A 24,395-nucleotide genomic window follows, 5' to 3' on the forward strand; every position below is an offset into this window, starting at 1 on the left:
AAATCTTTTTTGTCTGAATATATTGACAATTATAAATCCCGATTATAGAATAAGAGCAACAAACAAGTTCTGCATAAAGAATTTAGTTCTCTATAAAAAACTAAAGGAGTGGGGAAATGAGATTACAAGGTAAAGTAGCTATTATTACAGGTGCTGGATCAGGAATAGGGCGAGCTACAGCAGAAAGATTTGCACAAGAAGGCGCACATGTCGTGATTAATGATGTTAATCGTGAAGCAGGAAAAGCTACAGTTGAGATTATTAGATCTTATGGTGGTTCGTCCCAGTTTATATTTGCTGATGTTACTAATGAAAGCGATTTCAAATTACTGGTGGATCAAGTAGTTAGTGAACATTCTAAAATTGATATTTTATTTAATAACGCTGGTGTTTCCGGTGTTGGAAATGTTGAAGAATTAGATGTAGAGACATGGGACCGAGTTATGAGTATTAATGTGAAAGGCGTGTTTATTCCGAGTAAATGCGTAGTTCCTCATATGAAGAAGCAACAATCGGGTTCCATTATTAATATGTCCTCTTGTGTTGCAGAAATGGGTTTAATGCGAAGAACAGTTTATTCTGCTTCGAAAGGTGCTGTTTTAGCATTTACAAAGTCAATGCAAGTCGATTATGCAAAATACAATATTCGTGTTAATGCGTTATTACCAGGCACTATTATGACACCATTTGTAGAGGATTATTTAAGAAAATCTTATGATGATCCAGAAGAGGCATTTAATACCATTCGTCAGCGTCAACTAACAGCTGAAATAGGCTTACCGTTGGATGTTGCAAGTGCTGCTTTGTTTTTGGCGTCAGATGATTCTAAGTTTGTAATGGGTTCACCACTTTATGTAGACGGTGGTGTTGTATTTGGAAAAAATGCTTAAAGTGTGGAGGGAAACTAATTGAAACTATTAACTTTCAAAAAAAATAATGATACTAAGCTAGGCGTTTCTCACGAAAAAGGGATTATTGATGTTAATGAGGCATCCCAAAAGTTAGGGCATGGTACTCAATTCGATTTGTTTACGGTTATTTCAGATGAGCAAAGTTATGAGGAGTTAAAAAAGGTTGTGAGTGAAGCTATTCATCAGGCAGATAATACATTTTATGTGGATGAAACAGATATGCATTATGGTCCATGTGTGCCTCATAATATCGAAAAGATTATTTGCGTGGGATTGAACTACCGTAAGCATGCGGAAGAAACGAATGCACCAATTCCAGAGTATCCGATCTTATTTAATAAATTTGGTAATACAATAGCGGCGCATAATCAAGAAATTATACTTCCAAAAGTATCTAATGAAGTCGACTACGAGGCGGAGTTAGTCATTGTTATGGGTAAAAAGGCAAAGGATGTAGAGATAGATAATGCACTTGATTATGTGTTTGGTTATTGTAACGTAAATGATTTATCAGCCCGAGATTTACAAATGAGAACAGCACAGTGGCTTTTAGGGAAAACGTGTGATGACTTTAGCCCGTTAGGACCATATTTAGTAACATCAGATGAGATTGAAGATCCTAATAATTTAGCTATTAAAACTTATGTTAATGGAGAATTGAAACAAAATTCACATACGTCTGATATGATATTCAACTGCAAGGAAATCATTAGTTACATTTCAAAGCATTTCACACTAAAACCTGGAGATATTATACTGACTGGTACCCCTGAGGGAGTTGTATTAGGATTGCCAGAAAATGAACGTGTGTGGATTCAAGAAAATGACGTGGTAGAAGTGGAAATAGAGGGGCTTGGTAAACTGAGAAATATTTTCCAAACAAATTAGGGGGAATCCAGATGCAAATTAAAAAGACGATTGAGAAAGTACCTGGTGGTATGATGATTATTCCGTTGTTTTTAGGTGCAATTATTAACACACTTTTTCCTGCTACAGCAACTACTTTAGGGTCGTTTACAGGAGCTTTATTAACTGGGGCTTTACCAATCTTAGCTGTGTTTTATTTTTGTGTCGGTACTCAAATTAGTTTTGTGGGTTCACCAGTTGTTGTAAAGAAAGGAGTCACATTTTTAGTAGTAAAGATAGGGACTGCTGCTTTAGTAGGGCTTATTGCAGTGAACATAATGCCTTCTGAGTATATAACAGGTGGATTTTTTGCAGGATTATCTGTATTAGCAATTGTAGCTTCGATGAATGAAACAAATGTTGGACTATATATGGCGCTAATGTCTCAATATGGAACAGAGGAAGAAGTTGGTGCAGGTTCTATCATGATGCTTGAATCTGGTCCGTTTTTAACAATGGTTACATTTGGAGTAGCGGGGATTGCAAGCTTCCCATGGGAATTCTTAGTAGGGACGATATTACCACTAGTTATTGGTGTAACGATTGGTAGTTTAGATAAGGAAATGAAAGCGTTTTTCAAACCAGCAGTGCCAATTTTAATTCCATTTTTTGCGTTTGCTTTAGGTGCAGGGATGAATATCGTAAATGCAGTTAGAGCAGGTTTATTAGGCATTCTTTTAGGTTTGATGGTAATAATAATTACAGGCTTCACATTATTCCTTGCTGATAAGTATATTTTAAAAGGTTCAGGTATTGCTGGGTTAGCGGCGGCCTCCTCGGCTGGTGCAGTTGTGACAGTACCTGTAGCAGTAGCTGCTGCAAATAGTAAATACGAGATAATGGCAGCAGATGCTACAGCTTTGTGTGCTGCTTCAGTAATCATTACAGCTATTTTAACTCCAATAATTGTAGCTTGGTATCATAAACGATTAGAAAAGAAAAAGCTAGCCGAAAATCCACAACTTGCAGTTTCAGAGTTAACTATAAAATGAGATAGAAATAATGAATGAATAGAAGTAAAAGAGTATAGGGCTTAGAACTACCATCACTTAAAAAATGGGAACAATAACAACAATATAAAAGTCAGTTATCGGTATTATACCAATAACTGGCCTTTTAGTTTGAATTCGGATTTTAATAAAAATCAACTTATTGTTCTTTAGATTAAAATTTGAAAAAATTAATCAACATGCTTTTAAAGTGAACGAATAGAACCAGCATGAAAATTATTTTATACTTCCCGGAGTTATATTTGGTGCTAAATATATAACAATATCTTGCTATTAGAAGTACTTTACGAAAAGCAATTGTGTATTAGGGATAAGGGGGGAAGTTGATAGCATCAAGATTCTCATTGCAAAAATTTATGTCATAATTAAACTGAATACATATAGATTAAAGGCTTAACAGTACAATTTAGGCTATAATAGGGTATGAGAGGAATCCAACTCAATTCCTTTCAAGTAAAGGAGCTGACTTAAATTGTTAAAACAACAAATTGAAAATTATATTGAAAATCATATAAGTGAAAACAAAATTGAATTGTTTGATATTGAAAAGGAATTCGCAGAAAAACATCAATTACTTCCTAATGGTGTAGCTGTTGCTGAAAAAGCATTTCACATAGATGCTCTTGAACGCTGTAATAAAGAGACGGAAGAATTGATTTCTGCTGAAACTCCTACTTTCTTGCAGAAACCAATTTCGTATTTGAAAGAACAAGCAAATGAATTTGTTTATGTAGAATCTAGTAATTTTGAGTTAATCCGTATGGACGCTGTAGCGCTAGAATTCGATGATGTTTTCGAAACATACACAGCCTTATTTGGTTTAAAATTACAAAAGAAATTCGGCGAAGCTATAAAAACTTATTTGAATACACATTTGCAAGGAGATAATGCGAAATACAGTGTCATGTTTTCTGCTGAAGATGGTTTGTGGGATGTAAATGTGCCATTAGACTATCTAGAGGGTTTTAGTGAAGCAAAATCATTTGAAGAAATCTATAATATGATTTATCGCTTCTTCTTCAAATTAGTTGAAGAGATTGAGGAAGCACAGTGAAGGATGGGGAATGATTGAGTAACAGAGAATTTATTTACACATATTCAGGACATCGAGATGAGTATGATTTGTGTCGTATGGAGATGCGATCATTTTTTGGATTCGACGTCCTTTCAAATGTGTTGAAAAGTACGATAGAAATAGATCCGAGTAGAAGTCCATTTATGAAAGAGCGCCTTGAAGTAATATATGAAGGTGAAAGCTTCGAACAAATAGCCGACTTAGTTGAACAACTTGATTTAGATCATGCAACATTTAAAGTTGTTTGTTTGAATGACTCTGAGCTTGGTTCTATGAAAAAGGTAGGCCACTCAAAACGACGAGAAATCGAACGTAATATAGGTTTACGTATTAAAGGTGAACCTGATCTAGAGCAACCTGAAACTGTATTTGGTGTCGTTATGATAGATAACAAATGGTATTTTGGTAAATTAGAAGTCAGTGAACCTATTTGGCTTCACCACCAGCAAAAACCGCATATGTACTCAACAGCCCTAAATACACGTGTTGCAAGAGCCGTTGCAAATATCGCAGTTCCGCATCCTAACGGGGTTCGTGCAATCGATCCTTGTTGCGGTATTGGGACAGTTTTAGTTGAAGCATTATCGATGGGAATTGATATCGTAGGACGAGATATTAATCGACGTGTAGTGCTAGGCTCAAGAAAGAATATTGCCCATTTCGGTCTAGAAGGCAATGTAACTACTGGACCAATTTCAGAGATTGAAGACAATTATGATGTTGCAATCATTGATATGCCATACAATTTATTCACACATATTACTGTTGAAGAACAGCTTGATATCGTGAAGCAGGCTCGCCGATTCACCAAAAAAGTTGTAATAGTAACGATTGATACAATGGACCATATGGTTGAAGAAGCTGGTTTTGAAATTATCGATCGCTGTGAAGCAAGAAAAGGAACTTTTTCTAGACAAGTATTGGTTTGTAAATAATATAATATAGGCCCCTTATGCTATAAGGAACATTTTGTTCTTCTAGCATAAGGGGCTTTCTATTTAATGATAAAAACTACAACTTCTTTGCCTCATGTACATCAATTTATCAAAATAATTAAAGTAGTGAAAATATAAATCTGTTCATATATATATGGGCGGTGTTATATTTGTTAAAATTGTAAATTTAATTATTTGAAAGTGAAGTGCTTATAATTGAGATTCTTCCAACATTTTCATCCATTAGTATGGATCATTTTAGGCGGTACAGTATTTACACGTATCGCAAGTTTTATGGCAATGCCCTTTTTGGCGCTTTATCTACATAAAGATTTAGGGGTAGGGCCTTTACTTATCGGTATAACGATAGGAATTGCCCCATTACTATCTACTATAGGGGGCTTTATCGGTGGTTATCTGACTGACCGATTTGGTAGAAAACGAATTCTGTTAATCACTGTTTTTGTATGGAGTACGGTGTTTATAGGATTCGCTACGACAAATATAGTTGCTATGTTCATAGTCTTAAATGCTATTAATGGTTTATGTCGTTCATTTTTTGAGCCGGCTACACAAGCATTAATGATTGATTTTACACCACAAGAAAAAAGAAAACGTCTCTTTTCATTACGCTATACAGCAATTAATATAGCTGCTGTTATAGGTCCTGTTGTTGGAGTCTATATTGCCAGCCTGTCAAGTCCAAGTGTACCTTTTTTGTTTACAGGCGCTATGTACTGCGTATATGGAATCTTTTTGATGCTTGTATTGAATCGATATGAAATGAAACAGCAAAAACTAGCAACACAAATTCAAATACATCATATGTTTCGCATTATCTTATCGAATCGAAAAATGCAGCTGTTTGTTGCAGGTGCGATATTGATTAACTTTGGGTATTCTCAGTTCGATTCCACATTACCTCAATTGGTCGAATTGACTGTTGAAGAGGGAGTAAAACTTTACTCATTATTAATAGCACTTAATGCTGCAGTTGTTTTAATATTGCAGTTACCGATTAGTATCTATTCTGAACGTTATTCAACGAAATTCACACTTTTATTGGGTATTGGATTCTTTGTAGCGGGATTAGCTTTATTTGGCGTGGCAAATAGTAGTCTCATATTTGTTATTGGGATGGTACTGTTTACTATTGGTGAGATCTTTGTTTTCCCAACAATGAATGTCCTAATTGATGAAATTGCCCCCGAAACACAAAAAGCAAGCTTTTTAGGGGCAGCCCAATTCAAGAACTTAGGAAGTTTCATTGGACCAGTTATAGGTGGATGGCTGCTAGTGCATTTTCAAGATCAACTCTTTTTTTTGGTAGCTTTGATTGTACTATCTAGTGCAGCATTTTATAAGACGGCGATGAATTTGAAACAATAAAGTTAACTTGAATATGTAAAATACCCCGGTTAAAGGACAGTATAATAAGGTCCTCTAACTGGGTTTTCTTTTGCCGGTTCAATAATGAAATTAGTTTGCCAAAGACAACGCTTTTCTCTTGATTGTTCTTCAATAAAAAGGTAAATTTAATTGTGCTATTATAGAACTGTTCGTAATGGAACTGTTTGAAATGAAAGGAGTGGGGGATTTTGAGTCTTGAAAAAGACGGTGGTATAAGGTCTGAAAAGTTATTACATTCGTTTTGGCATGTGAACCATTGTATTAGGAGAATAGTGCAAAGAACCGCATTAGAAAATGATCTTACGATTCCTCAATATGCTCTATTAATAACGCTCGCACCATTTGAAGAGATGACTCAAAAACAGTTAGGGAAAGCAACTTTTTTTCCGAAAAGTACATTAAGTCAAGCTGTTGAGGGACTTGTGCAGGCTGAATTGATTCAGAGAAATCCTGTAGAAGATAATAGACGTGAAATGCTGTTGACCCTTAGTGATAAAGGTCAATTGCTTTATAACAAGATACAAAGCCAAGAGAGTAGTATACTCCAAGCTTTTGAGTCAGCGACTAATTCACTTAGTGAAAAACAATACGATGATCTTCTAACATCACAGCGCCAAATAATCACGTTATTAGAAGAGGCTATAGAAAGAGGAGAATGATTTAAGTGCTTAAACTACTCAAAAACCTAACAGTTTATAAGTGGATTGTTCTAGCGGTGGTTGGACTTGTATTCGTTCAATCCATGGCTGATTTGTATTTACCTACTCTAATGTCAGATATTATTGATAAGGGAGTAGTAGTAGGTGATAAGAATTATATTTTGAAAATCGGTGGATTAATGCTTTTAGTGGCTGCACTTGGAGTGGGTGCATCGATTGTTGCAAGTTATTACTCATCAAAAGCTGCAATGGGTTTTGGTCGTGATGTCCGACGAAAAGTGTTTAATCATGTTGAAGAATTTTCACTGCAAGATTTTGATGAAGTTGGAACAGCATCACTGATTACACGAACAACAAATGATATAACTCAAGTACAGCAAGTAGTGATCATGTTACTAAGAATGGTTGTAAGTGCACCGATTATGTTTGTTGGTGGATTAATAATGGCTTTATCAAAGGATGCAAAATTATCGCTTATTATCGTAGCAACAATCCCTGTACTAATGGGAGCAGTTATTCTCATTATGACAAAAGGAATACCGCTATTTAAATTAGTGCAAACACGTTTAGATCGTTTGAATTTAGTTTTACGAGAAAATTTAACAGGTATACGCGTTATCCGTGCTTTTAATCGTGAAAAGCAAGAAAAGGTTCGTTTGCAAAAGGCAAATATAGATTTAATGGATGTTTCTATCAAAGTCAATAAAGTAATGGCATTTTTAATGCCTGTTATGATGCTAGTAATGAATTTAACAGTTGTTGCTATCATTTGGTTTGGTGGAATTCGTATCGATAATGGTGGTATGCAGATCGGGGACTTGATGGCATTTATTCAATACGTCATGCAAATCATGTTCGCCCTTGTTATGGCATCAATGATGTTTGTTATGATTCCGAGAGCTGCAGTGTCCGCTAAACGTATTAATGAAGTATTAGATAAGAAACCAACTATACTTAATGAAGGAGCCAAAGCAGTAGACCAAGAGCGAGGAACACTTGAATTTAATAACGTCTCTTTTACTTACCCAGGAGCAGAAGAACCTGTGTTATCTAATATTAGTTTCCGTGCTAAGTCAGGTGAAATTACTGCAATCATTGGGGGAACCGGTGCTGGGAAATCAACACTCGTGAATCTAATTCCACGTTTTTATGATGTTACTAGTGGAACGATTCGAGTAAATGGTGTAGATCTAAAAGAGACATCAACCGATGAGGTACGTTCTAAGATTGGTTATGTACCGCAAAAAGCACTTCTCTTTACAGGTACGATTGCTGAAAATATTCGCTTTGGTAAAGAAGATGCCACGCAAGAAGAGATTGAACATGCGGCGCGCATAGCCCAAGCAGAAGACTTTATAAGTAAAATGGAAAATGGTTATGAATCTGAAATTTCTCAAGGCGGTTCTAATGTATCGGGTGGTCAAAAACAACGACTTTCAATAGCAAGAGCATTAGTCAGAAAACCGGATATTTATATATTCGATGATAGCTTTTCAGCACTTGATTACAAAACAGATGCAAGTCTACGAGCTGCATTAAAAGAAGAAACTAAGAATGCAACAATGCTACTCGTTGCTCAGCGCGTTAGTACCGTAGTTAATGCTGATCGAATCATCGTTTTAGATAAAGGCGAAATAGCTGGGATAGGTACACATAAAGAATTACTTGAAGAAAATGAAGTTTATCGTGAAATTGTTAAATCACAGCTCTCAGAGGAGGAAATCGCATGAGTAAGCATAAAAAAACGCAACCTCAAGGCGGCGGTCCAATGGGGCATGGCGGTGGTCATATGATGATGGCAGGGCAAAAAGCTAAGAATTTTAAAGGTACGTTTAGACGTTTACTTAGCTTTTTAAAACCACATCGTAATCGACTAATCGTCGTATTTTTAGCAGCAATTATGAGTACTGTTTTCATGGTTGTGGGGCCGAAGATAATGGGGAATGCAATCACTGAATTATTTGAAGGGGCATATAGCAAATTCAAAGGAGTACCAGGAGCAGAAATCGACTTCCATGCTATTGGACAGTTGTTACTGTTACTTGCGGGACTTTATGTAATTAGTAGTTTGTTTTCGTATATTCAACAGTATATTATGTCTAGTGTCGCTCAAAAGACAGTTTATGATTTAAGAACAGAAATCAATGAAAAGCTAGAGAAGCTTCCATTGAAATATTATGACGGACGTGCAAATGGAGAGACTTTAAGTAGAGTAACAAATGACATTGATACAATTGGCAGTACGCTACAGCAAAGTGTGACACAATTCATCACTTCGATCGTAACCATAATAGGGATTATTATCATGATGTTAACAATCAGCCCGTTGTTGACGTTAATATCAATTGTAAGCCTACCTCTTTCAATTTTCGTTATTAAACCAATTTTGAAAAGGTCCCAAAAACATTTTGCAGATCAACAAAAAACACTTGGCCAGTTAAATGGTCATATTGAAGAAATGTATACAGGCCACCAAGTCGTTAAAGTATTTGGACATGAGAAAAAAGCAGTCGCAGAATTCGATGAAGTAAATGAAAAATTATATCAAGCAGGTCGTAAAGCACAATTTATCTCGGGAATGATCATGCCATTAATGTCTTTCATCGGGAATTTAAGTTATGTCATCATTAGTGTTGTTGGTGGTATTTTAGTAACGCAGCGTGCGATTTCAATCGGGGATATACAAGCATTTATTACGTATACTCGACAGTTTACCCAGCCTATTGCACAAACAGCGAACATTGCAAACATTATCCAATCAACAATTGCAGCAGCGGAACGTGTTTTTGAACTACTAGATGAAGAAGAGGAAGTAAAAGAAGTGACATCTTCTAGTTTAACAAAAGCAAAAGGTGCCGTTACTTTCGAGAATGTTAGTTTCGGATATGGCAAGGAACTATTAATAGAAGACATGAATATTGAAGTACTTCCAGGTCAAACAGTTGCCATTGTAGGTCCAACAGGAGCTGGTAAGACGACCCTGATCAATTTGTTAATGAGATTTTATGAGTTAAATGACGGGAAAATCAAAATAGATGGTATTGATACACGTAACATATCTCGCGAAAACCTCCGCAAAACATTTGGCATGGTGCTTCAGGATACTTGGCTTTTTAATGGAACAATTAAAGAAAACTTAGCTTTTGGAAAAGAAAATGCGACAGATGAAGAAATATTCTTGGCTGCCCAAACAGCTCGAGCAGATCACTTCATTCGTACACTTCCAGACGGTTATAATACCGTTTTAAATGAAGAAGCATCAAACATTTCGCAAGGACAAAAGCAGCTCTTAACTATTGCTCGAGCTGTACTTGCGGATCCTCCGATCATGATTTTAGACGAAGCAACTTCAAGTGTTGATACACGTACAGAATTACTGATCCAACAGGCGATGAATCGTTTAATGGAAGGGCGAACTAGCTTTGTTATTGCACATCGTCTTTCCACTATCAGAGACGCTGACTTGATCCTAGTGATGAATCAAGGTAAAGTGATTGAACAAGGAACACATCAAGATTTGTTAGAAGAAGACGGTTTTTATGCTGACCTTTATAACAGTCAATTTTCAAATAAAAAAGCAATGTAATAAATGTAGCCTTGATTCTAATTTGGAATCAAGGCTTTTAAAATTTTGAGAACAGAATAGTCAGTAATATTAGAATTGTATAAAATAATAAATAACAATATAATAAAAGAATAGCTTAATATATTTGCAGAAATTACAGTCCGAATAACATGAATGAAAAGCGGAGGTAAACAATGAACATTACTTATAAATTATTGTCGTCAGTAAGCTTTCAAGAAGCACATGAATTATTTAATAGAGGGTTTGAAGGTTATTTATTACCGATGAATTTATCTTTTGAAACATTCATTAGTAAGTTTGGAAATGAAGGTTTATCTCCATCGCTCTCAGTCGTTGCGTATGATGGTATTGAGCCTGTCGGATTTGTACTGCAGGGAATTAGAGAAGTGGATGGTCAAAAGGTTTCATGGAATGGTGGAACCGGTATTGTTCCCGAATATCGCGGGAAGAAGTTGGGCTTTTCTTTGATGCAAGAGGCGGAGAAAGTCTTAATGGACAACGAAGTTTCTATAGCTACATTGGAAGCACTTTCTGAAAATAGACCAGCCATATCATTATATGAGAAGTGTGGTTACAAAGTAGTTGACGATTTGCTCTTTTTATCAGCAAATGGGGCATTAGATCATCAATTACCAAATTTAGATGGCTATGAAATTCAAAGAATTCCTGCTGTGCATGCAATAGGTTCAGGATTATTTCCGGCTATTGTACCTTGGCAAACAGATCCTAGTAACACACCTAAAATAGGTGGAGAAGTTGTGATGATTACAAAGGATGAAGATGTACAGTCTGCATGTCTTATTCGGAAAAAATATGTGTTCGGAAATGAAACGGAAGGTATTACATTGTTTCAAGTATCTGAAAATGGTGATGAAGATGTACTAAATGCATTACTTGCGTATGCTTTGGAATACGATAAGCCAATAAATCGTACTACTTATAACTTCTTAAAAGGAAACGGACGAGTGATTTCCTTATTAACGAAAAAGGGATTTGAGGAGACGCCTGTTTCACAAGTATTTATGACAAAAACTTACTAACTTACCTGTTCAACTTTTAATAAATTGATTGAACAAGGTTTTTTAATCGCTTTTATGAAACAAGCCCTTCAATCAACAGATTGAAGGGCTTGTTTGTTATGTTAAACAGATTCATTCATTTCGCTTGCTTGTTCTCTTTGCTGCCTTTTTGCTTTTCGGAAGTGAAGAGTCTCGTAAATAACGGGAATCACCACAAGTGTCAGCAATGTGGCCATTGTTAAACCGCCAATTACGACGATTGCAAGACTACTGGAAACTAAGCTAGTTGACTCTGCTTTTTTAAATAATAATGGAATCATAGCACATACTGTCGCCATAGCGGTCATTAAAATTGGACGCATTCTTGTAGCTGCTGCTTCTACTAGTGCATCGCGAATAATCATTGTTTTTTCATTTTGTTTGACACGATCTAGCAAAACAATCGCGTTCGTAACTACAATTCCAATTAACATTAAGGCACCAAGTAATGCCGTAACATCTACCGTAATTCCACTAATCAATAGGCCGAGAATCGCACCGATTGCTGCTAATGGAAGTGAACATAATATTGCAATTGGTGCACGGAATGTCTTAAAGGTTACAACCATAATTAAGAACACGATTCCTATTGATACAAGCATAGTGATAAATAAATCAGAGAAATCGTCTGCTTGTTGAGCACTTGCACCGCCAATATATACGTTTACTCCAGCTGGAATCTTCATTCCCTTTACATCTTTCTTACCAAAGATAGTTTTAGTAATCTCTTCATTGACCTTTGATAGATGCTCAGGATCAACACTAGCGGTAATACGTACATATGAATTTCCATCTTTATGGATTATGTTTGTTGGCTTCTCTTCTTGTTTTAACTTTGCTACTTTAGATAAAGGCGCCATTCCTGTAGGAGTAGCAACTAACATCTTGTTTAATTCATCTTTCGTTTTTGGGTTCAGGAGAGGCTCTAACATAATTGTAGTTGGTTGTGAACCAATCGTTGCCATTCCTATAGGCGTTCGATTTAGAAAAACACCTAATTGCTGAGAAATTTGCGTTGCGCTTCCTTCAGCAGCATTCACTTTAAAAGAATAGACCATTTTTTTGTCATCCTGATTGGTTGTTACCTTATCAATACCTTTTATTCCTTCGATTTTTTCTTTTACATTAGTTGCAGTTTTTTCAATTTGATTTAAATCATCACCCATAACATCAATCGTAATTGGTGAAGATGAACCTGACATAAAGGAAGCTGTTTCTACTGTTAGTTCTGCACCCACATACTCATTCTTTTGTTTTTCTAGTCTTTCAAGCATTTTTTCTGTATCTTTACTATCCTTTAACATGATCATGATTGTTGCAAGCGTTGGAGAATTAACCCCGCCAAATCTCGCGGCATCTTCTGTATTACCAAGCTGTGTATATTCATATTCCACTTCATCCTGAGAGTGAATGTAATCTTCAAGGCGAAGTGTATTTTCTTTTACTTTTTCAAGTGGTGTATCATTTGGATATTCTAAAGTTGCCTGTATGAAATCAGCTGTCGATTTATCAATCTCTCCCTTAGGCATTGCAAAATAAGTCCCAATTGAACCTGCAAATAATAATAAAGAAAGTAGATATACAACCCATTTATGGTTTAGTGTCCATGTTAATAAGCGAGAAAAACGTACTGCTGGCTTATGCGAAGCAAGTTTACTATTTTTCAATAAGGATGAACTCATCAACGGTACAACTGTGACTGCAACAATTAATGAAGCGAGTAAAGAATATGTGATCGTCAAGGCAAATGGCATTAAAAAGTCTTGTAAACTGCCACTAACTAATCCTATTGGTAAGAAGACGGCAACAGTTGTTAGTGTAGAAGCTAATATAGCTGTTCCTACTTCTTTTGTCGCTTCTACAATAAGACTTACTGAGAATTTTTCGTTTTGCATTTTCCGGAAAATGTTTTCTATTACGACGATACTATCGTCAACAAGCCTTCCAACAGCCACAGCTACTCCACCTAATGTCAAAATGTTTAACGAGACTCCTGACATCCATAGCAGAAACAGTGTAAAAGCTAGAGAAAGCGGTATGGAGACAATCGTAATAAATGTTGAACGTAGGTTTCTTAGAAATAGTACAATTACTATGGTCGCGAATAGTGCGCCTAATAATACTTCTTTCATCATTGTATTTACGGAACCTTCTATCATATCGGCTGTCGACATAATAACATCACTTTGGACGTTATGATATTGTTTATTCATTTTCTTTGTTACTTCGGCAATTTCTTTCCCTGTACTTACTGCGTTTGCATTACTTTGTTTCGTCATAATAAGAATCAACGCATCTTTACCGTTTACGCGAGTAAGAGTAGTAGTTGGCTTTTTAATGCTTACTTTTGCGACATCCGCCAGTTTGACATCTGGAGCAATGGAAAGTTGTTGGATGTCTTTCAAAGAATTCAATTTTCCAATGATTTTGATGTTACTGGCCTTGTCGTCAATCGTTTTTTCCCCGACTGAAGCAGAAAGGTTTTGATCTTGGAGTATTGTCATAATATTCTCAAGTGATAATTGTTTTTCTGCTAATAGCGTATTATTTATTTTTATAGAAACATATGAACTTTCTGTACCAAACGCTTGCACATCTGCGACACCTTTAATATCTTTATACATTGGAATGATTTTTTTCTTAGCAAATTCGCTGTTTCTTTTTGTTAATCCATCCTTAAAAGTAATAGAAACATCTGCAATCGGAATCATGGATGTATTAAGCTGAATGATTGAAGGTTTCTGTACATTCTTTGGTAATGTGACGGTAGAAAGAGCTTCTTGCACTTCCTGCTTGGCATCTTTCATATTGGTTTTTGATTCAAATAATATATCGATTTGTGAAAATCCATCACCTGTTGTAGAGAAATAATCTTTTTTACCTTTGACAGAACTCACTGCGGTTTCAATTGGGGTTGTGACCTGTTGCTCCATCGAATTAGAATCGACTCCTTGCCCCAGTGCAATTATTGTTATTTGCGGTTGATCGGCGGGTGGCAAAAACTCCATTGGTAATTTGAAATAACTAACAGTACCTAGTAGTAAGACAAGGATTGTAACTAATGTTATGGCCGCTTTATTCTTGAAGGACCATTTAGTAAAGATAGACATATTAAAAAAATCTCCTTTCACATGCTCATCCATTTTTTTATAGCTCATTTTCAACATTAATATTTCTCGCTTTATTTGCGTCGTTCCTCCTGTAAGTAATTGTAAGTCATTGGAATTTTAAGGATAATAGACCAGAGTTGGTGGTTTTTCTACGTCTTAAGACTGATTTTGAATCAACAGAGGGATTGATTACAGATTAAATGATTCTAAATTTGAACGTACATATTTAAATAATAAGAAAAATAGTTATTTTTTATAAAAGTCTGGTACTCACCCAATTGAATCATAGTGATCAGAACGAAATTTGGAAGGTAGACTATTTTAGTACTTGGAAACAAATTATTTAAAAACTAACCAACTTAAAAAGTTAACCTGTATTAAGAGAGCATTAAAATCATGTTGCTGTTGACTTTCCTTTGAAATAGTAGAAAGTAAATATCAAATGTCTAATATAGAGAACTATAATTACAGAATTAGAGAAATAGTATAATCGTAATTCATTTAATTCTAATACCATTAAAAAGACTTGATCCCACAGAGGGGTCAAGTCTTTTTACATATTGGAACATATGAGGTCTACACAATGAGGGCAACAATCGCGATAGCAACCATAAGAACACAAAAACCTATGAGCGTATAGCCGATTACACGAATTCCTTTTGGTTGTTGTTGTATATGGGGTTTCTTATGAGATGGAGCGCCCATTATTTGATTATCAGATTCCATCGGATCGAATATTGTATCTTCATCATTTAATGTATTTGATTCATCTTGAATAATTTGATTTTTTTCTTCCATAACATTACCTCCTTTTAAAGGTTGTAATAAAAATGACTCGAATTATTACCAATTTATTCAACTACACACATAATTATATTGCTTGAAAGCGTTAATTATAAGTAAATATCCTTGTTGAATAGGAGTATCTTTTTATATTGAAGTATGAGTAAAACAAAAATGAAATTAAAGCTACTTATTTTACTAAAGGGTCAGGTCATTTGAACAAGAGAAGGAGGAAAAGAGTGAAAAAAATTTTGAATATATGGTAATATTTGAAACGTTCATTCCTTCCTTACGTATATATTAGAAATGATGTTGAAACATTCATATATCACGGATTGTAAATGTGTGAAAAAAGGAGGAATAGAATTGAAAAAGATGATTCGATTATTTTTAAGTTTTAGTTTAATCCTTTTATTAGCAGCGTGTTCAGAAGATGTTACTCAATATGAAGCAAAGGCTAGTGATTTTGAAGATGTGGGCTTTGTATATAATAATGACTTAACTATTGTAGTAATTGGTGAAGAATTAGTGATTTTTGGTTTTGTTTCTAAGTATGATCCTGAAAGGAAAACAATTATAGATAAATTATCTAAATCAGCTAATGCCGTTCAGGGAGAGTTTAATGAAAAGAGATATAAGAATGTAAAAATTAAAACAAAAAAAGATAAGTATTATATTACTGCTGACGATGGTTTATCACTTGAGTTTCAAAAAATTGGAGAAAGGATTATAGTTGATGAAGTAGGTGCGGAATATTTTACAAACAAATATCCAGAAAAATAAAATTCAATTGAAATTATATCTATAGTAAAAATAAAGAGTTTATCCAGCTACTTAAAAGATAAATACTAAATGTTCTAGTTGAACAAAAGGGGGCTTGAGTTGAAGATTACAGGGCTGGTCAGACGGCTCTATTTTCTTCTTCAACTTAAGGGGCAGGTTAGTTGTAGAAGATGAAAACAATTGAAAGTTAATAACATAAGAAGTTTTTTTGAATTAGTTTACATATATCTAAAGGAGAGGTTTTCAAATGAAACATTCTACGAAAGTAACAGAATGCCCAAAATGTGGTGGAAAAGAATTAGGGAAAGGTAAGCAAAATGGATATGGAGCTATGTTCCCGGGTAATAAGATGAGCTTTGGGTCAGATGTTGAATACATTATTTGTACTGAATGTGGATTTATAATCGAAAGCTATGTAAAAAAGCCAGAGAAATTTAAGGGGACACTTTAGATGTTATTCAAGTAACGAGGGCTAGAGTTGAAGATTACGTTGTGTTCAATCAGTAGACTTTTTTTATTATTCACTAAAAGAGGCAGTTTAGCTTAATAAGATACCTTATTGCTGTTTAATTGAGTACCAACTCATGTTATAATGAGTAACTTAGGATAATTACTACTTTTACTTATAATTGAACGGATGCCAAGAAAAGCCTCCGCATAGCGTAAAAATATGGAGGTGTAAGAGAATGAATAAACAATGGACGATTGGTAAAATTAAAGAATTTGTTGAGAAGAATTCAGAAAGTAAGTTGCTAACGAAGGAATATCACGGTTTTTCTCAAAAGTTACTATTTAAATGTGCATGTGATAGCAATTTTGAAAAGACATTTACGAAATTTAAAAATAAAAACCAACGTAAATGTGACGTGTGTCAACCACCAAAAGAATCAAGATAAAGTATACCCATAAATAAAGTGCCGATTTCTATTAAAGAGAAGTTGGCACTATTTTTATTTTATAGTGAGAATAAAAGTGGGTTTCACTAGGAAGGTAGATGAATATTCCTTCTTCAACAAACGACCTTTATGGTCGATTATACAATCGTTCGACATCCTTACTCCCCGAATGGTTTCAGACGTTTTTCAACAACTTTTAACAGAAGTCTTTTTTGCATGAATTCTTGTGAAAATCAAGAACACTATTGAACTATTTATCACTGCTTTCTTTTTCTTCTAATTAAAAAATAACTAATTAATATTACGGCAATAATAACGACTACACCTACTAAAAGTGATAGATTAGCGTAATTAATGCCCCATCCATATTGTTCTTTAGTCATAACATTACCTCACTTAATCTATTTATTTTTTTCAACATTAATAATATACAAAAAAATTTGGCATTAATTTTCCAATATTAACATAGTAATTGTTCTTTTTTCATTAATTTCCCTATAAAAAACACCCCGATCATTAGTTTTTGTCTAACAATAGGGGTGTAATTCACTTTAATTCTTTACTCACTATTACATATCTTCTAAAATACCCTTAATTAAGTCAACGAATTGTGTTCTAACTTTACTTGCCACTTCAATTACTTCATCATGATTTAATGGTTGATCTAAAATTCCACATGCCATATTTGTTAAGCAAGAAATGCCAAGTACTTTCATATTTCCATGAATGGCTACAATAGCTTCTGGAACGGTTGACATACCTACAGCATCTGCTCCTAATGTACGAATCATGCGAATTTCAGCTGGTGTTTCGTATGCTGGTCCACTCCACCAAGCATAAACACCTTCTTGTAAGGAAATGTTTTGTTCTTTAGCCACGGTAGAAGCAATATTACGTAAATTACGATTATAAACTTCAGAAACATCAGGGAAACGAGTTCCCAATTCATCATTATTTGGCCCAATTAATGGATTTGTGCTAACCAAATTAATATGATCAGTAATTAACATTAAATCTCCTGGGTTAAAGCTTGTATTAACTGCACCACAAGCATTAGTAATGATTAGTTCCTCGACACCTAACGCTTTCATTACACGTACGGGAAAAGTTACTTCATCTAAAGTAAAGCCCTCATAATAATGGAAACGCCCTTTCATAGCAACTACTGTTTTTCCCTTTAATTCTCCGATTACTAATTCGTTTGCATGACCAATTGCTCCAGACTTTGCAAAGTGAGGAATTTCACTATAAGGAATTTTGAAAGGGTTCTCAATTTCATCGGCAAGAGTTCCTAAACCAGAACCTAAAATCAGTCCAATTGTAGGACGATAATCTGTCTTATTCATAATGAAATCGCTAGCTTCTAAAATATCTTGTAATTTGTGCATCAATAATTCCTCCTTAAATGAAAAACATAAACGTTACTTAAAATAAATTTGCTTTAAGACAAAATGTTTAAGTATGTATGCTTTATGTAAAAATAATAATTTTTTTTAACACTGCATCAATAGAAGTTTAATTGATTTTATAGCTATTGTAAATAGAGTGAAATTTAGAGTGACAACACTGAACTGGAAAAAGACTGTTGCTTAAATTCAGTAGCCGTATGATATCCAAGTGTTTGCTGTTAGTGTAGCCACATGCTTATTTCTTATTCACTAATGGAGCTGTTTTGGGGATCTAATAGTTAGGGGGATGATAATAAGGAACATAAATTTATCAAACGGAAAAACATTGGAAGTCTAGTGTTAGAGTTGTACATTAAACAGTGGGGTCATTGAACCATGCAGGAGATATATTCAAAGTTGTAGACAGTGACTTCAAAAAATGTTTGTGTAATCTCCTATTAACCAAACTAGGAAGAACTAGAGTTCAAGAATGGCAATACTACAGTTATCCTTCTTTCTTGTTGTGCTCTAGGGAAGGATAGAAGAATGAGATAAACATTTTTTATAGTATTATGTTAGAATAAATGTAATATTTTGATAAATTAGGATGTGTAATTGATAAAATATATATTAGGTTTCTCTGCAGGATATTTTGCTTGTATGTTAATAATATTTTTTATCTTTGATGACTTCACTTGGTCATTCGCATTGGGTTCTTTAACTGGAATAGTTCTCTTCGCACTATTAATAAAGATGCTTCGAAGAAAAAGATAACTTAATTTATTCTAACGCAATTTTTATTTAACTAAAGATGCAAGTTATTTGAAGAAGGTGCTGTATTATTAATGGATGGTGTATATCATTTTAGCGATGGATTGTAAGCAATTTATGAAGAATTCTTGGTAAATGATTATTTTCTTAATCAACTAAAGTGGCAGGTTAGTTGATTAAGGGTAACAAACAATTGCTATCATTTAAGGGAGAGGTCAGAGTTGAAAAAAACCAAACGAAATATGCTTATCGCAATCTTTGTAAGCGTGGCTATATTAACAATAGGAGGTGCGAGAATTCTTCAAATTGAGAGGAATTACCAAGCACATAAGCCTATATTAGAGGAATGCATAAGTAATTATGGCACTGTGATAATAGAAAAGAAGCGTTTCTGGTCTCTTTCAACAGCTACATGTAAGGGAAGTTAACTTATATAGACCTTGTATTCAAGTTCTTTTTTTATAGTTGCATAAGAATACATTTATATCATGAAGAATTCATAAGAAATACTTATACTGTATCATAGGTTTTTAACAATTAACTTATGGGGTCATGTTAAATAAAATAAATGTACATAGTGTTTTAGGACATAAATGAGGAGGGATTAATAATGGAGACAGAAATTAAGTTTAGAATAGCAACAGAACAAGATTTGGATAGAATAGTGGAAATGCTTGCTGATGATGCTTTAGGAAGTAAAAGAGAGCGTTACGAACAACCACTCCCAGTTAGTTACAAAAAAGCGTTTCAGGCTATTTCGACTGACCCTAATAATGAATTAATAGTGGCTTGTAATGGAAATGAAGTTATCGGGGTTCTACAAATAACATTTACACCATATATTACACATCAAGGTGGATGGAGAGCTACTATTGAAGGGGTAAGAACATCATCTTCTGAACGTGGTAAGGGGATAGGAACTGAACTTATACGATGGGCAATTGAGCGTGCTAGAGAACGTGGTTGTCATTTGGTTCAACTCACAACAGATAAACAACGAGAAGATTCTTTACGTTTTTATGAACGTCTAGGTTTTAAAGCATCTCACGAAGGATTAAAAATGAAACTTTAATATTCATCTAAAGGAGGACTTTACTTCAATAAGGAGTAAAGTTTTTTCTATTTTAAGTAAAGGAGCAGGTTAGTACAAGAAGGATATTAATAAAGAAATAGAGAATATAAAACTTTAATCACAAATGAGGAGGGGTTTTTTGGGAAAGAAAATTTATAATGGTAGGTTTGTTGCAAGCACAGAAGAGAGTTTAGTTTTATTTATTATTGGAATGCGTATTAACAAGCTTTTTTCTTTCACAAAGTGGGTACCAGTTTTTAAGGCAATGGGTCCAATGATAAAAGAATTATATCAGAATCCTGAATGGGGTTTCCGTCACACTGAATTTCTTTTTAGTTGGAGGGGAGTCACACTTATCCAGTACTGGAGAAGCTTTGATGATTTGGAGGCATATGCTCATGGGAAAACTCACTCTGCTGCTTGGAAAAGCTTTAACCAAAAGATTAAAGATGATGGAAGTGTTGGGATATACCACGAAACATACATAATTGAAAAGGGTGGGTCAGAAGCTATATATAATAATATGCCAAAGTTCGGTCTTTCCAAGGCATTCTCTCATATGCGAGTAGCTGCAAAGACAGAGTCAGCAAGAAGTAGAATTAGTAAATAATTTATTTGAGCCAATTCTTCTGCCAAAAAAGATTGGAATCGTTATAAAAGGCTCTACTGCAACTATCTTAGCAGAATAATTAAAGAAATTATTGAAGGGTGAGGGGAATTATGGGTTCAAGAATAATGCACTTGGTTATCGCTAATAGAATTGCAGAATGTTTGTCGATAGAAGATAGAACTTCATTTTTACTTGGAGGCATTGCGCCAGATGCTGTTTCGCCTAAAGAATTATCACATTTCTTTAAAGGTGAAGTACAAGATTATACACGAAGCATTGATTATAAAGAATTTTTACATAAATATCATGCGCAAGTAGAAAGTCATTATATTTTGGGATATTATACACATTTAATCGCTGATGATATATGGCTGAAAGGTTTTTATCTTCCTTGGTTGAAAAACAGAATGGAAGCTAATAAAGAAATACTTCATTTATACCATAATGATTTCCGATTACTGAATGGAAAATTATTAGAGTACTATGGTTTTACAGATGAATTGAGAAAAATGCTCAGTGGTATTCCTTCAATATTTGATTTGCAGGAGGTTAAGTCCAAAGATGTTGAAGAATTCATTCCTTATGTATTAGGAGATATGCAGTACGATACGGAAGTGATAAATGAAAAACTTAATGTATTTACGTTTGATCAAATAGTTGGTTATATAGAGACATCAGTTAATAAGGGGTTATTGAATATAAAACCTTTACTTACTTAATCTATTGTTAAATTTGAATATTCTACTCAAATGGGCGTTTCTACAATATGTGGAAACGTTTTTTTACTAAATGTTTAAGTTAGTCGTAAAATGGACACGACTTTAATGTGCTAATTTCAACTTGGAGGTGATATTAAATGGCTTTTCAATCTAAAAATATTTTCATCAATATTCCAGTGAAAGATCTGAACAAATCCTTCAAGTTTTTTCAAGAGTTAGGTTTTGATTTCAACCCACAATTCAGTGATGAAAGCACAGCCTCTATGATCATTAGCGACAATATCTTCGCAATGTTAATGGTTGAAGACCGTTTCAAAGAGTTTACGAAGAAGGAAATTTCGGATACTACAACTTCTGCAGAAGCGATTTTCTGCTTATCTGCTGAAAATCGGGTTCAAGTGGATGAGTTGGTAAATAAAGCACTGGCATCTGGTGCTAAGCCTTATAGTGAGCCGCAAGATCACGGATTTATGTATATATGGGGTTTTCAGGATTTAGACGGTCATATCTGGGAAATTGCTTATATGGATGAAAGTGCAATAAATCAGGGATAAACTTTTCGGTTTAATGTTATCTAATAAAAGTTTAACTTTTGTAGTGATGATGCCTTATCAGGTATCATCTTTTTTATTTACCTTAGTACGGGAATAATAGGGCATCAGATTATTTTAAAAAGAGGGTAATTACGAATAAGACAAAAGTGTTCTTCACCATAATGACATTCACAAAGGAGTTAATCCAAGAAGGGTAAAGTATCTTAATCAAACTGGTTTAACTCAGTTGACGAGGCTATTAAACGACTTACAAAGAATTCTAAGGCAATAAACTTTAATAGTGTAGCAGAAGAAGCTGGAGTGAGCAAAGCTACGCTATATAATCATCCAGACCTTAAAGAGCGTATCAATTTCTTACGAAATCAGCAAGAAGAAAAGTTTATAGATTCAAGGATAAAACGAGATGAAAACAATCAAAATGCTATAATCGATTCTCTTAAAAGAAGGATTGAAAAGTTAGAAACTAGAAATAAAGAACTTGAAAAGGAAAATAAGCTATTGCGGGAAAAAGAAAATGAGAAGCTTACTGATTACTTTAAGGATATTTAATTTGAAATTAAGATAAAAGATGTTGCTATGAAATTAAAATAAAGTTTTTTAATATTAAAACTTCAAACAAACATAACTTCTTTCAAGTTAGGACGGGGTTATGTTTGTTTAATTATTAATTTAGGAAACCTTACTATACTAAAAAATAACAATAAAGTCATTTAGAATTATTTAACAAACAAGCACGATTGTTTCTGTAAAGTCATTCGTTTATTTCATTATTTAATTTTCCTTGAAATCTATGTTCTTATTCTCCAACCATACCATCATTATCTCGATCATCCATATATGGATATAACCAGTGGTCTTTTGTAATTGGCATCTTGTAACCTGCTGCTTTTGCTTCTTTAATTGTTACTTGTCCATTACCACCTGTATCAACACTAGAAAGATTACCTTTTGTGTTTGAAGTATTTGAATTCGATTTAGAATCAGAAGACTTCTTGCCTGTTAAACCTAGTGATTCGTTTACTTTATCAGGATCCACATTGTCAAACTTTTCAACGATTTTATTACCATTAATCATATAAATATATTGATAACTTGAAGGAATTTGGGTTTTCGTATTTGGATAGGTGATAATTGCTTCAAAATTAGTAGCCCCACCTGCTTTACGTATCGTTTCTTCCATATAAGCTTGATCCCCATGTCGATTGAGCGTACTATTTTGTGGTGTGATATTATAAGCATTTGATACCCCACCAATAGAATCTGCAATAATATGTCCTTCATCTAAATCTGCTCTCTCGACACCAGGAACTTTTGCTTCATCAGCGTAGTATCTGCCAGATGATGTTACAGGTTCGTTATCGTCATCTTGTAGAATAATTTCGTCAGCAATAACTCGTACTAGTTGTCCGTATTCATTCGTAAATGCCCAATATTTACGGTCCCCAAAACCAATGTCAACAACGACGTTAGCTTCACGATTTCCAGATAAATCACCACCATCAACTTCAATAAGTTTGTACCCTGCGAACAGTTCATCATCTGTTTTGGGTGGTGTTTCCTCTTCTATTTGTTCTTCATCACCGGTAGTAATAGGTTCTTCTTTTTCGGTATTTGTATCAACTGTAGTTATTACTTGTGAATCAGATTCATTTTCTGTATTGGATGCATCTTCTACGTTAGTACAACCAACGATAAAGATGGCAGTTAAAAGTAAGATTAAATAGTTTATTTTTTTTTTCATTTTAGGACTCCTTATAGTATTTTTTTACTGAACATTCTAGAAATCTTAGAATAAAACATAAATTAACATGGTTCATCTATTTATAATAGCATATTACCAATATTAATTTTATTTCAGTAGATAATTAGTTCGAAGTATGTTAAATACCAATAAAGATTAGTAGAGTCCATTGCACTGAAAAAGGCACAATTCCAATTCAAGAATTGCGCCCGATTGTTGAAGATCATTTTTCAACTAAAGCCCCTACTATTAACAGTTTCAAATAAAACTGACTGATTACATCTATGATTTTAAATTGTAGATGTAATCGGTAAGTACATGATTCTCCTTTTCTAGCCCAGTCTATAAAGCATTGTCTCCTTTAAGTCGCCTAAAGTTGTATATAAGTAGATATAAAGTTCTTTCGAATCTTACAACA

Annotated in this window: 23 protein-coding genes and 1 pseudogene; 19 read left to right on the forward strand and 5 right to left on the reverse strand. The window is 34.2% G+C overall.

All coding sequences use genetic code 11. The features are described from left to right. Positions 1–116 precede the first annotated feature (116 nt). From BK137_RS17520 to BK137_RS17565, 10 genes are all read left to right on the forward strand, one after another. The gene (locus BK137_RS17520) at positions 117–890 is read left to right on the forward strand and encodes an SDR family NAD(P)-dependent oxidoreductase (protein WP_038182486.1); all 774 of its coding nucleotides are present in this window, start codon (positions 117–119) and stop codon (positions 888–890) included. An 18-nt stretch (positions 891–908) separates the two neighbouring features. Next, the gene (locus BK137_RS17525) at positions 909–1,799 is read left to right on the forward strand and encodes a fumarylacetoacetate hydrolase family protein (RefSeq protein ID WP_038182484.1); all 891 of its coding nucleotides are present in this window, start codon (positions 909–911) and stop codon (positions 1,797–1,799) included. An 11-nt stretch (positions 1,800–1,810) separates the two neighbouring features. Next, the gene (locus tag BK137_RS17530; protein ID WP_038182481.1) at positions 1,811–2,809 is read left to right on the forward strand and encodes a 2-keto-3-deoxygluconate permease; all 999 of its coding nucleotides are present in this window, start codon (positions 1,811–1,813) and stop codon (positions 2,807–2,809) included. Positions 2,810–3,299: 490 nt separating this feature from the next. Continuing rightward, entirely contained in the window at positions 3,300–3,881 is a 582-nt protein-coding gene (locus BK137_RS17535; protein WP_038182478.1) for a hypothetical protein, read from the forward strand. A gap of 77 nt (positions 3,882–3,958) precedes the next feature. Continuing rightward, positions 3,959–4,837: a TRM11 family SAM-dependent methyltransferase gene (locus BK137_RS17540; protein WP_081730066.1), complete on the forward strand. Its 879-nt coding sequence runs from the start codon at positions 3,959–3,961 to the stop codon at positions 4,835–4,837. Between the two features lie 216 nt (positions 4,838–5,053). Beyond that, the gene (locus BK137_RS17545; RefSeq protein ID WP_038182473.1) at positions 5,054–6,226 is read left to right on the forward strand and encodes an MDR family MFS transporter; all 1,173 of its coding nucleotides are present in this window, start codon (positions 5,054–5,056) and stop codon (positions 6,224–6,226) included. Between the two features lie 209 nt (positions 6,227–6,435). Further along, positions 6,436–6,906, forward strand: coding sequence for a MarR family winged helix-turn-helix transcriptional regulator (locus BK137_RS17550; protein WP_038182470.1), 471 nt, complete (start codon positions 6,436–6,438; stop codon positions 6,904–6,906). A gap of 5 nt (positions 6,907–6,911) precedes the next feature. Then, the gene (locus BK137_RS17555; RefSeq protein ID WP_038182467.1) at positions 6,912–8,636 is read left to right on the forward strand and encodes an ABC transporter ATP-binding protein; all 1,725 of its coding nucleotides are present in this window, start codon (positions 6,912–6,914) and stop codon (positions 8,634–8,636) included. Then, entirely contained in the window at positions 8,633–10,492 is a 1,860-nt protein-coding gene (locus BK137_RS17560) for an ABC transporter ATP-binding protein (protein ID WP_038182463.1), read from the forward strand. The genes BK137_RS17555 and BK137_RS17560 overlap by 4 nt, the downstream gene beginning before the upstream one ends. A gap of 173 nt (positions 10,493–10,665) precedes the next feature. After that, on the forward strand, positions 10,666–11,532 hold the full coding sequence (locus BK137_RS17565) for a GNAT family N-acetyltransferase (RefSeq protein WP_051448648.1): 867 nt from the start codon (positions 10,666–10,668) through the stop codon (positions 11,530–11,532). 101 nt (positions 11,533–11,633) lie between these two features. Here the strand turns inward: BK137_RS17565 and BK137_RS17570 are convergent, their stop codons facing one another. Together BK137_RS17570 and BK137_RS17575 are read right to left on the reverse strand one after the other, a co-directional pair. Continuing rightward, positions 11,634–14,660, reverse strand: a complete 3,027-nt coding sequence (locus BK137_RS17570) for an efflux RND transporter permease subunit (protein WP_038183184.1) — start codon at positions 14,658–14,660, stop codon at positions 11,634–11,636. A gap of 576 nt (positions 14,661–15,236) precedes the next feature. After that, complete coding sequence (locus BK137_RS17575; protein ID WP_038182461.1) at positions 15,237–15,458, reverse strand: hypothetical protein; 222 nt, start codon at positions 15,456–15,458, stop codon at positions 15,237–15,239. A gap of 351 nt (positions 15,459–15,809) precedes the next feature. On the opposite strand from BK137_RS17575, the gene BK137_RS17580 reads away from it, so the two are divergent. The 3 genes from BK137_RS17580 to BK137_RS17590 all read left to right on the forward strand — a co-directional run bounded on the left by BK137_RS17580 (position 15,810) and on the right by BK137_RS17590 (position 17,122). Beyond that, positions 15,810–16,226, forward strand: coding sequence for a hypothetical protein (locus tag BK137_RS17580; RefSeq protein ID WP_051448647.1), 417 nt, complete (start codon positions 15,810–15,812; stop codon positions 16,224–16,226). A 247-nt stretch (positions 16,227–16,473) separates the two neighbouring features. Next, the gene (locus BK137_RS17585) at positions 16,474–16,677 is read left to right on the forward strand and encodes a hypothetical protein (protein ID WP_038182458.1); all 204 of its coding nucleotides are present in this window, start codon (positions 16,474–16,476) and stop codon (positions 16,675–16,677) included. A gap of 235 nt (positions 16,678–16,912) precedes the next feature. Then, complete coding sequence (locus BK137_RS17590; protein WP_038182455.1) at positions 16,913–17,122, forward strand: hypothetical protein; 210 nt, start codon at positions 16,913–16,915, stop codon at positions 17,120–17,122. A gap of 257 nt (positions 17,123–17,379) precedes the next feature. Here the strand turns inward: BK137_RS17590 and BK137_RS22840 are convergent, their stop codons facing one another. Beyond that, complete coding sequence (locus tag BK137_RS22840; RefSeq protein ID WP_268746461.1) at positions 17,380–17,505, reverse strand: hypothetical protein; 126 nt, start codon at positions 17,503–17,505, stop codon at positions 17,380–17,382. Positions 17,506–17,691: 186 nt separating this feature from the next. Then, positions 17,692–18,510: a purine-nucleoside phosphorylase gene (locus tag BK137_RS17595; RefSeq protein WP_038182453.1), complete on the reverse strand. Its 819-nt coding sequence runs from the start codon at positions 18,508–18,510 to the stop codon at positions 17,692–17,694. Positions 18,511–19,502: 992 nt separating this feature from the next. Here BK137_RS17595 and BK137_RS17600 point away from each other — a divergent pair. The 6 genes and pseudogenes from BK137_RS17600 to BK137_RS17625 all read left to right on the forward strand — a co-directional run. Continuing rightward, on the forward strand, positions 19,503–19,709 hold the full coding sequence (locus tag BK137_RS17600) for a hypothetical protein (RefSeq protein ID WP_038182451.1): 207 nt from the start codon (positions 19,503–19,505) through the stop codon (positions 19,707–19,709). Positions 19,710–19,891: 182 nt separating this feature from the next. Continuing rightward, on the forward strand, positions 19,892–20,353 hold the full coding sequence (locus BK137_RS17605) for a GNAT family N-acetyltransferase (RefSeq protein WP_038182449.1): 462 nt from the start codon (positions 19,892–19,894) through the stop codon (positions 20,351–20,353). A gap of 139 nt (positions 20,354–20,492) precedes the next feature. After that, positions 20,493–20,963 (forward strand): DUF4188 domain-containing protein, encoded by a 471-nt coding sequence (locus tag BK137_RS17610; protein WP_038182446.1) that lies wholly within the window; start codon positions 20,493–20,495, stop codon positions 20,961–20,963. Between the two features lie 110 nt (positions 20,964–21,073). Further along, positions 21,074–21,682, forward strand: coding sequence for a zinc dependent phospholipase C family protein (locus tag BK137_RS17615; protein ID WP_038182443.1), 609 nt, complete (start codon positions 21,074–21,076; stop codon positions 21,680–21,682). A gap of 137 nt (positions 21,683–21,819) precedes the next feature. Continuing rightward, complete coding sequence (locus BK137_RS17620) at positions 21,820–22,236, forward strand: VOC family protein (RefSeq protein WP_038182440.1); 417 nt, start codon at positions 21,820–21,822, stop codon at positions 22,234–22,236. A 225-nt stretch (positions 22,237–22,461) separates the two neighbouring features. Then, positions 22,462–22,785: pseudogene (locus BK137_RS17625) on the forward strand (DUF6262 family protein); the annotation flags it as partial. Between the two features lie 247 nt (positions 22,786–23,032). Here BK137_RS17625 and BK137_RS17630 read toward each other — a convergent pair. Beyond that, positions 23,033–23,977, reverse strand: coding sequence for a DNA/RNA non-specific endonuclease (locus tag BK137_RS17630; RefSeq protein ID WP_038182439.1), 945 nt, complete (start codon positions 23,975–23,977; stop codon positions 23,033–23,035). Positions 23,978–24,395 lie beyond the last annotated feature (418 nt).

Source organism: Viridibacillus arenosi (genome assembly GCF_001955655.1).
Taxonomy (GTDB): Bacteria; Bacillota; Bacilli; order Bacillales_A; family Planococcaceae; genus Viridibacillus; species Viridibacillus arenosi.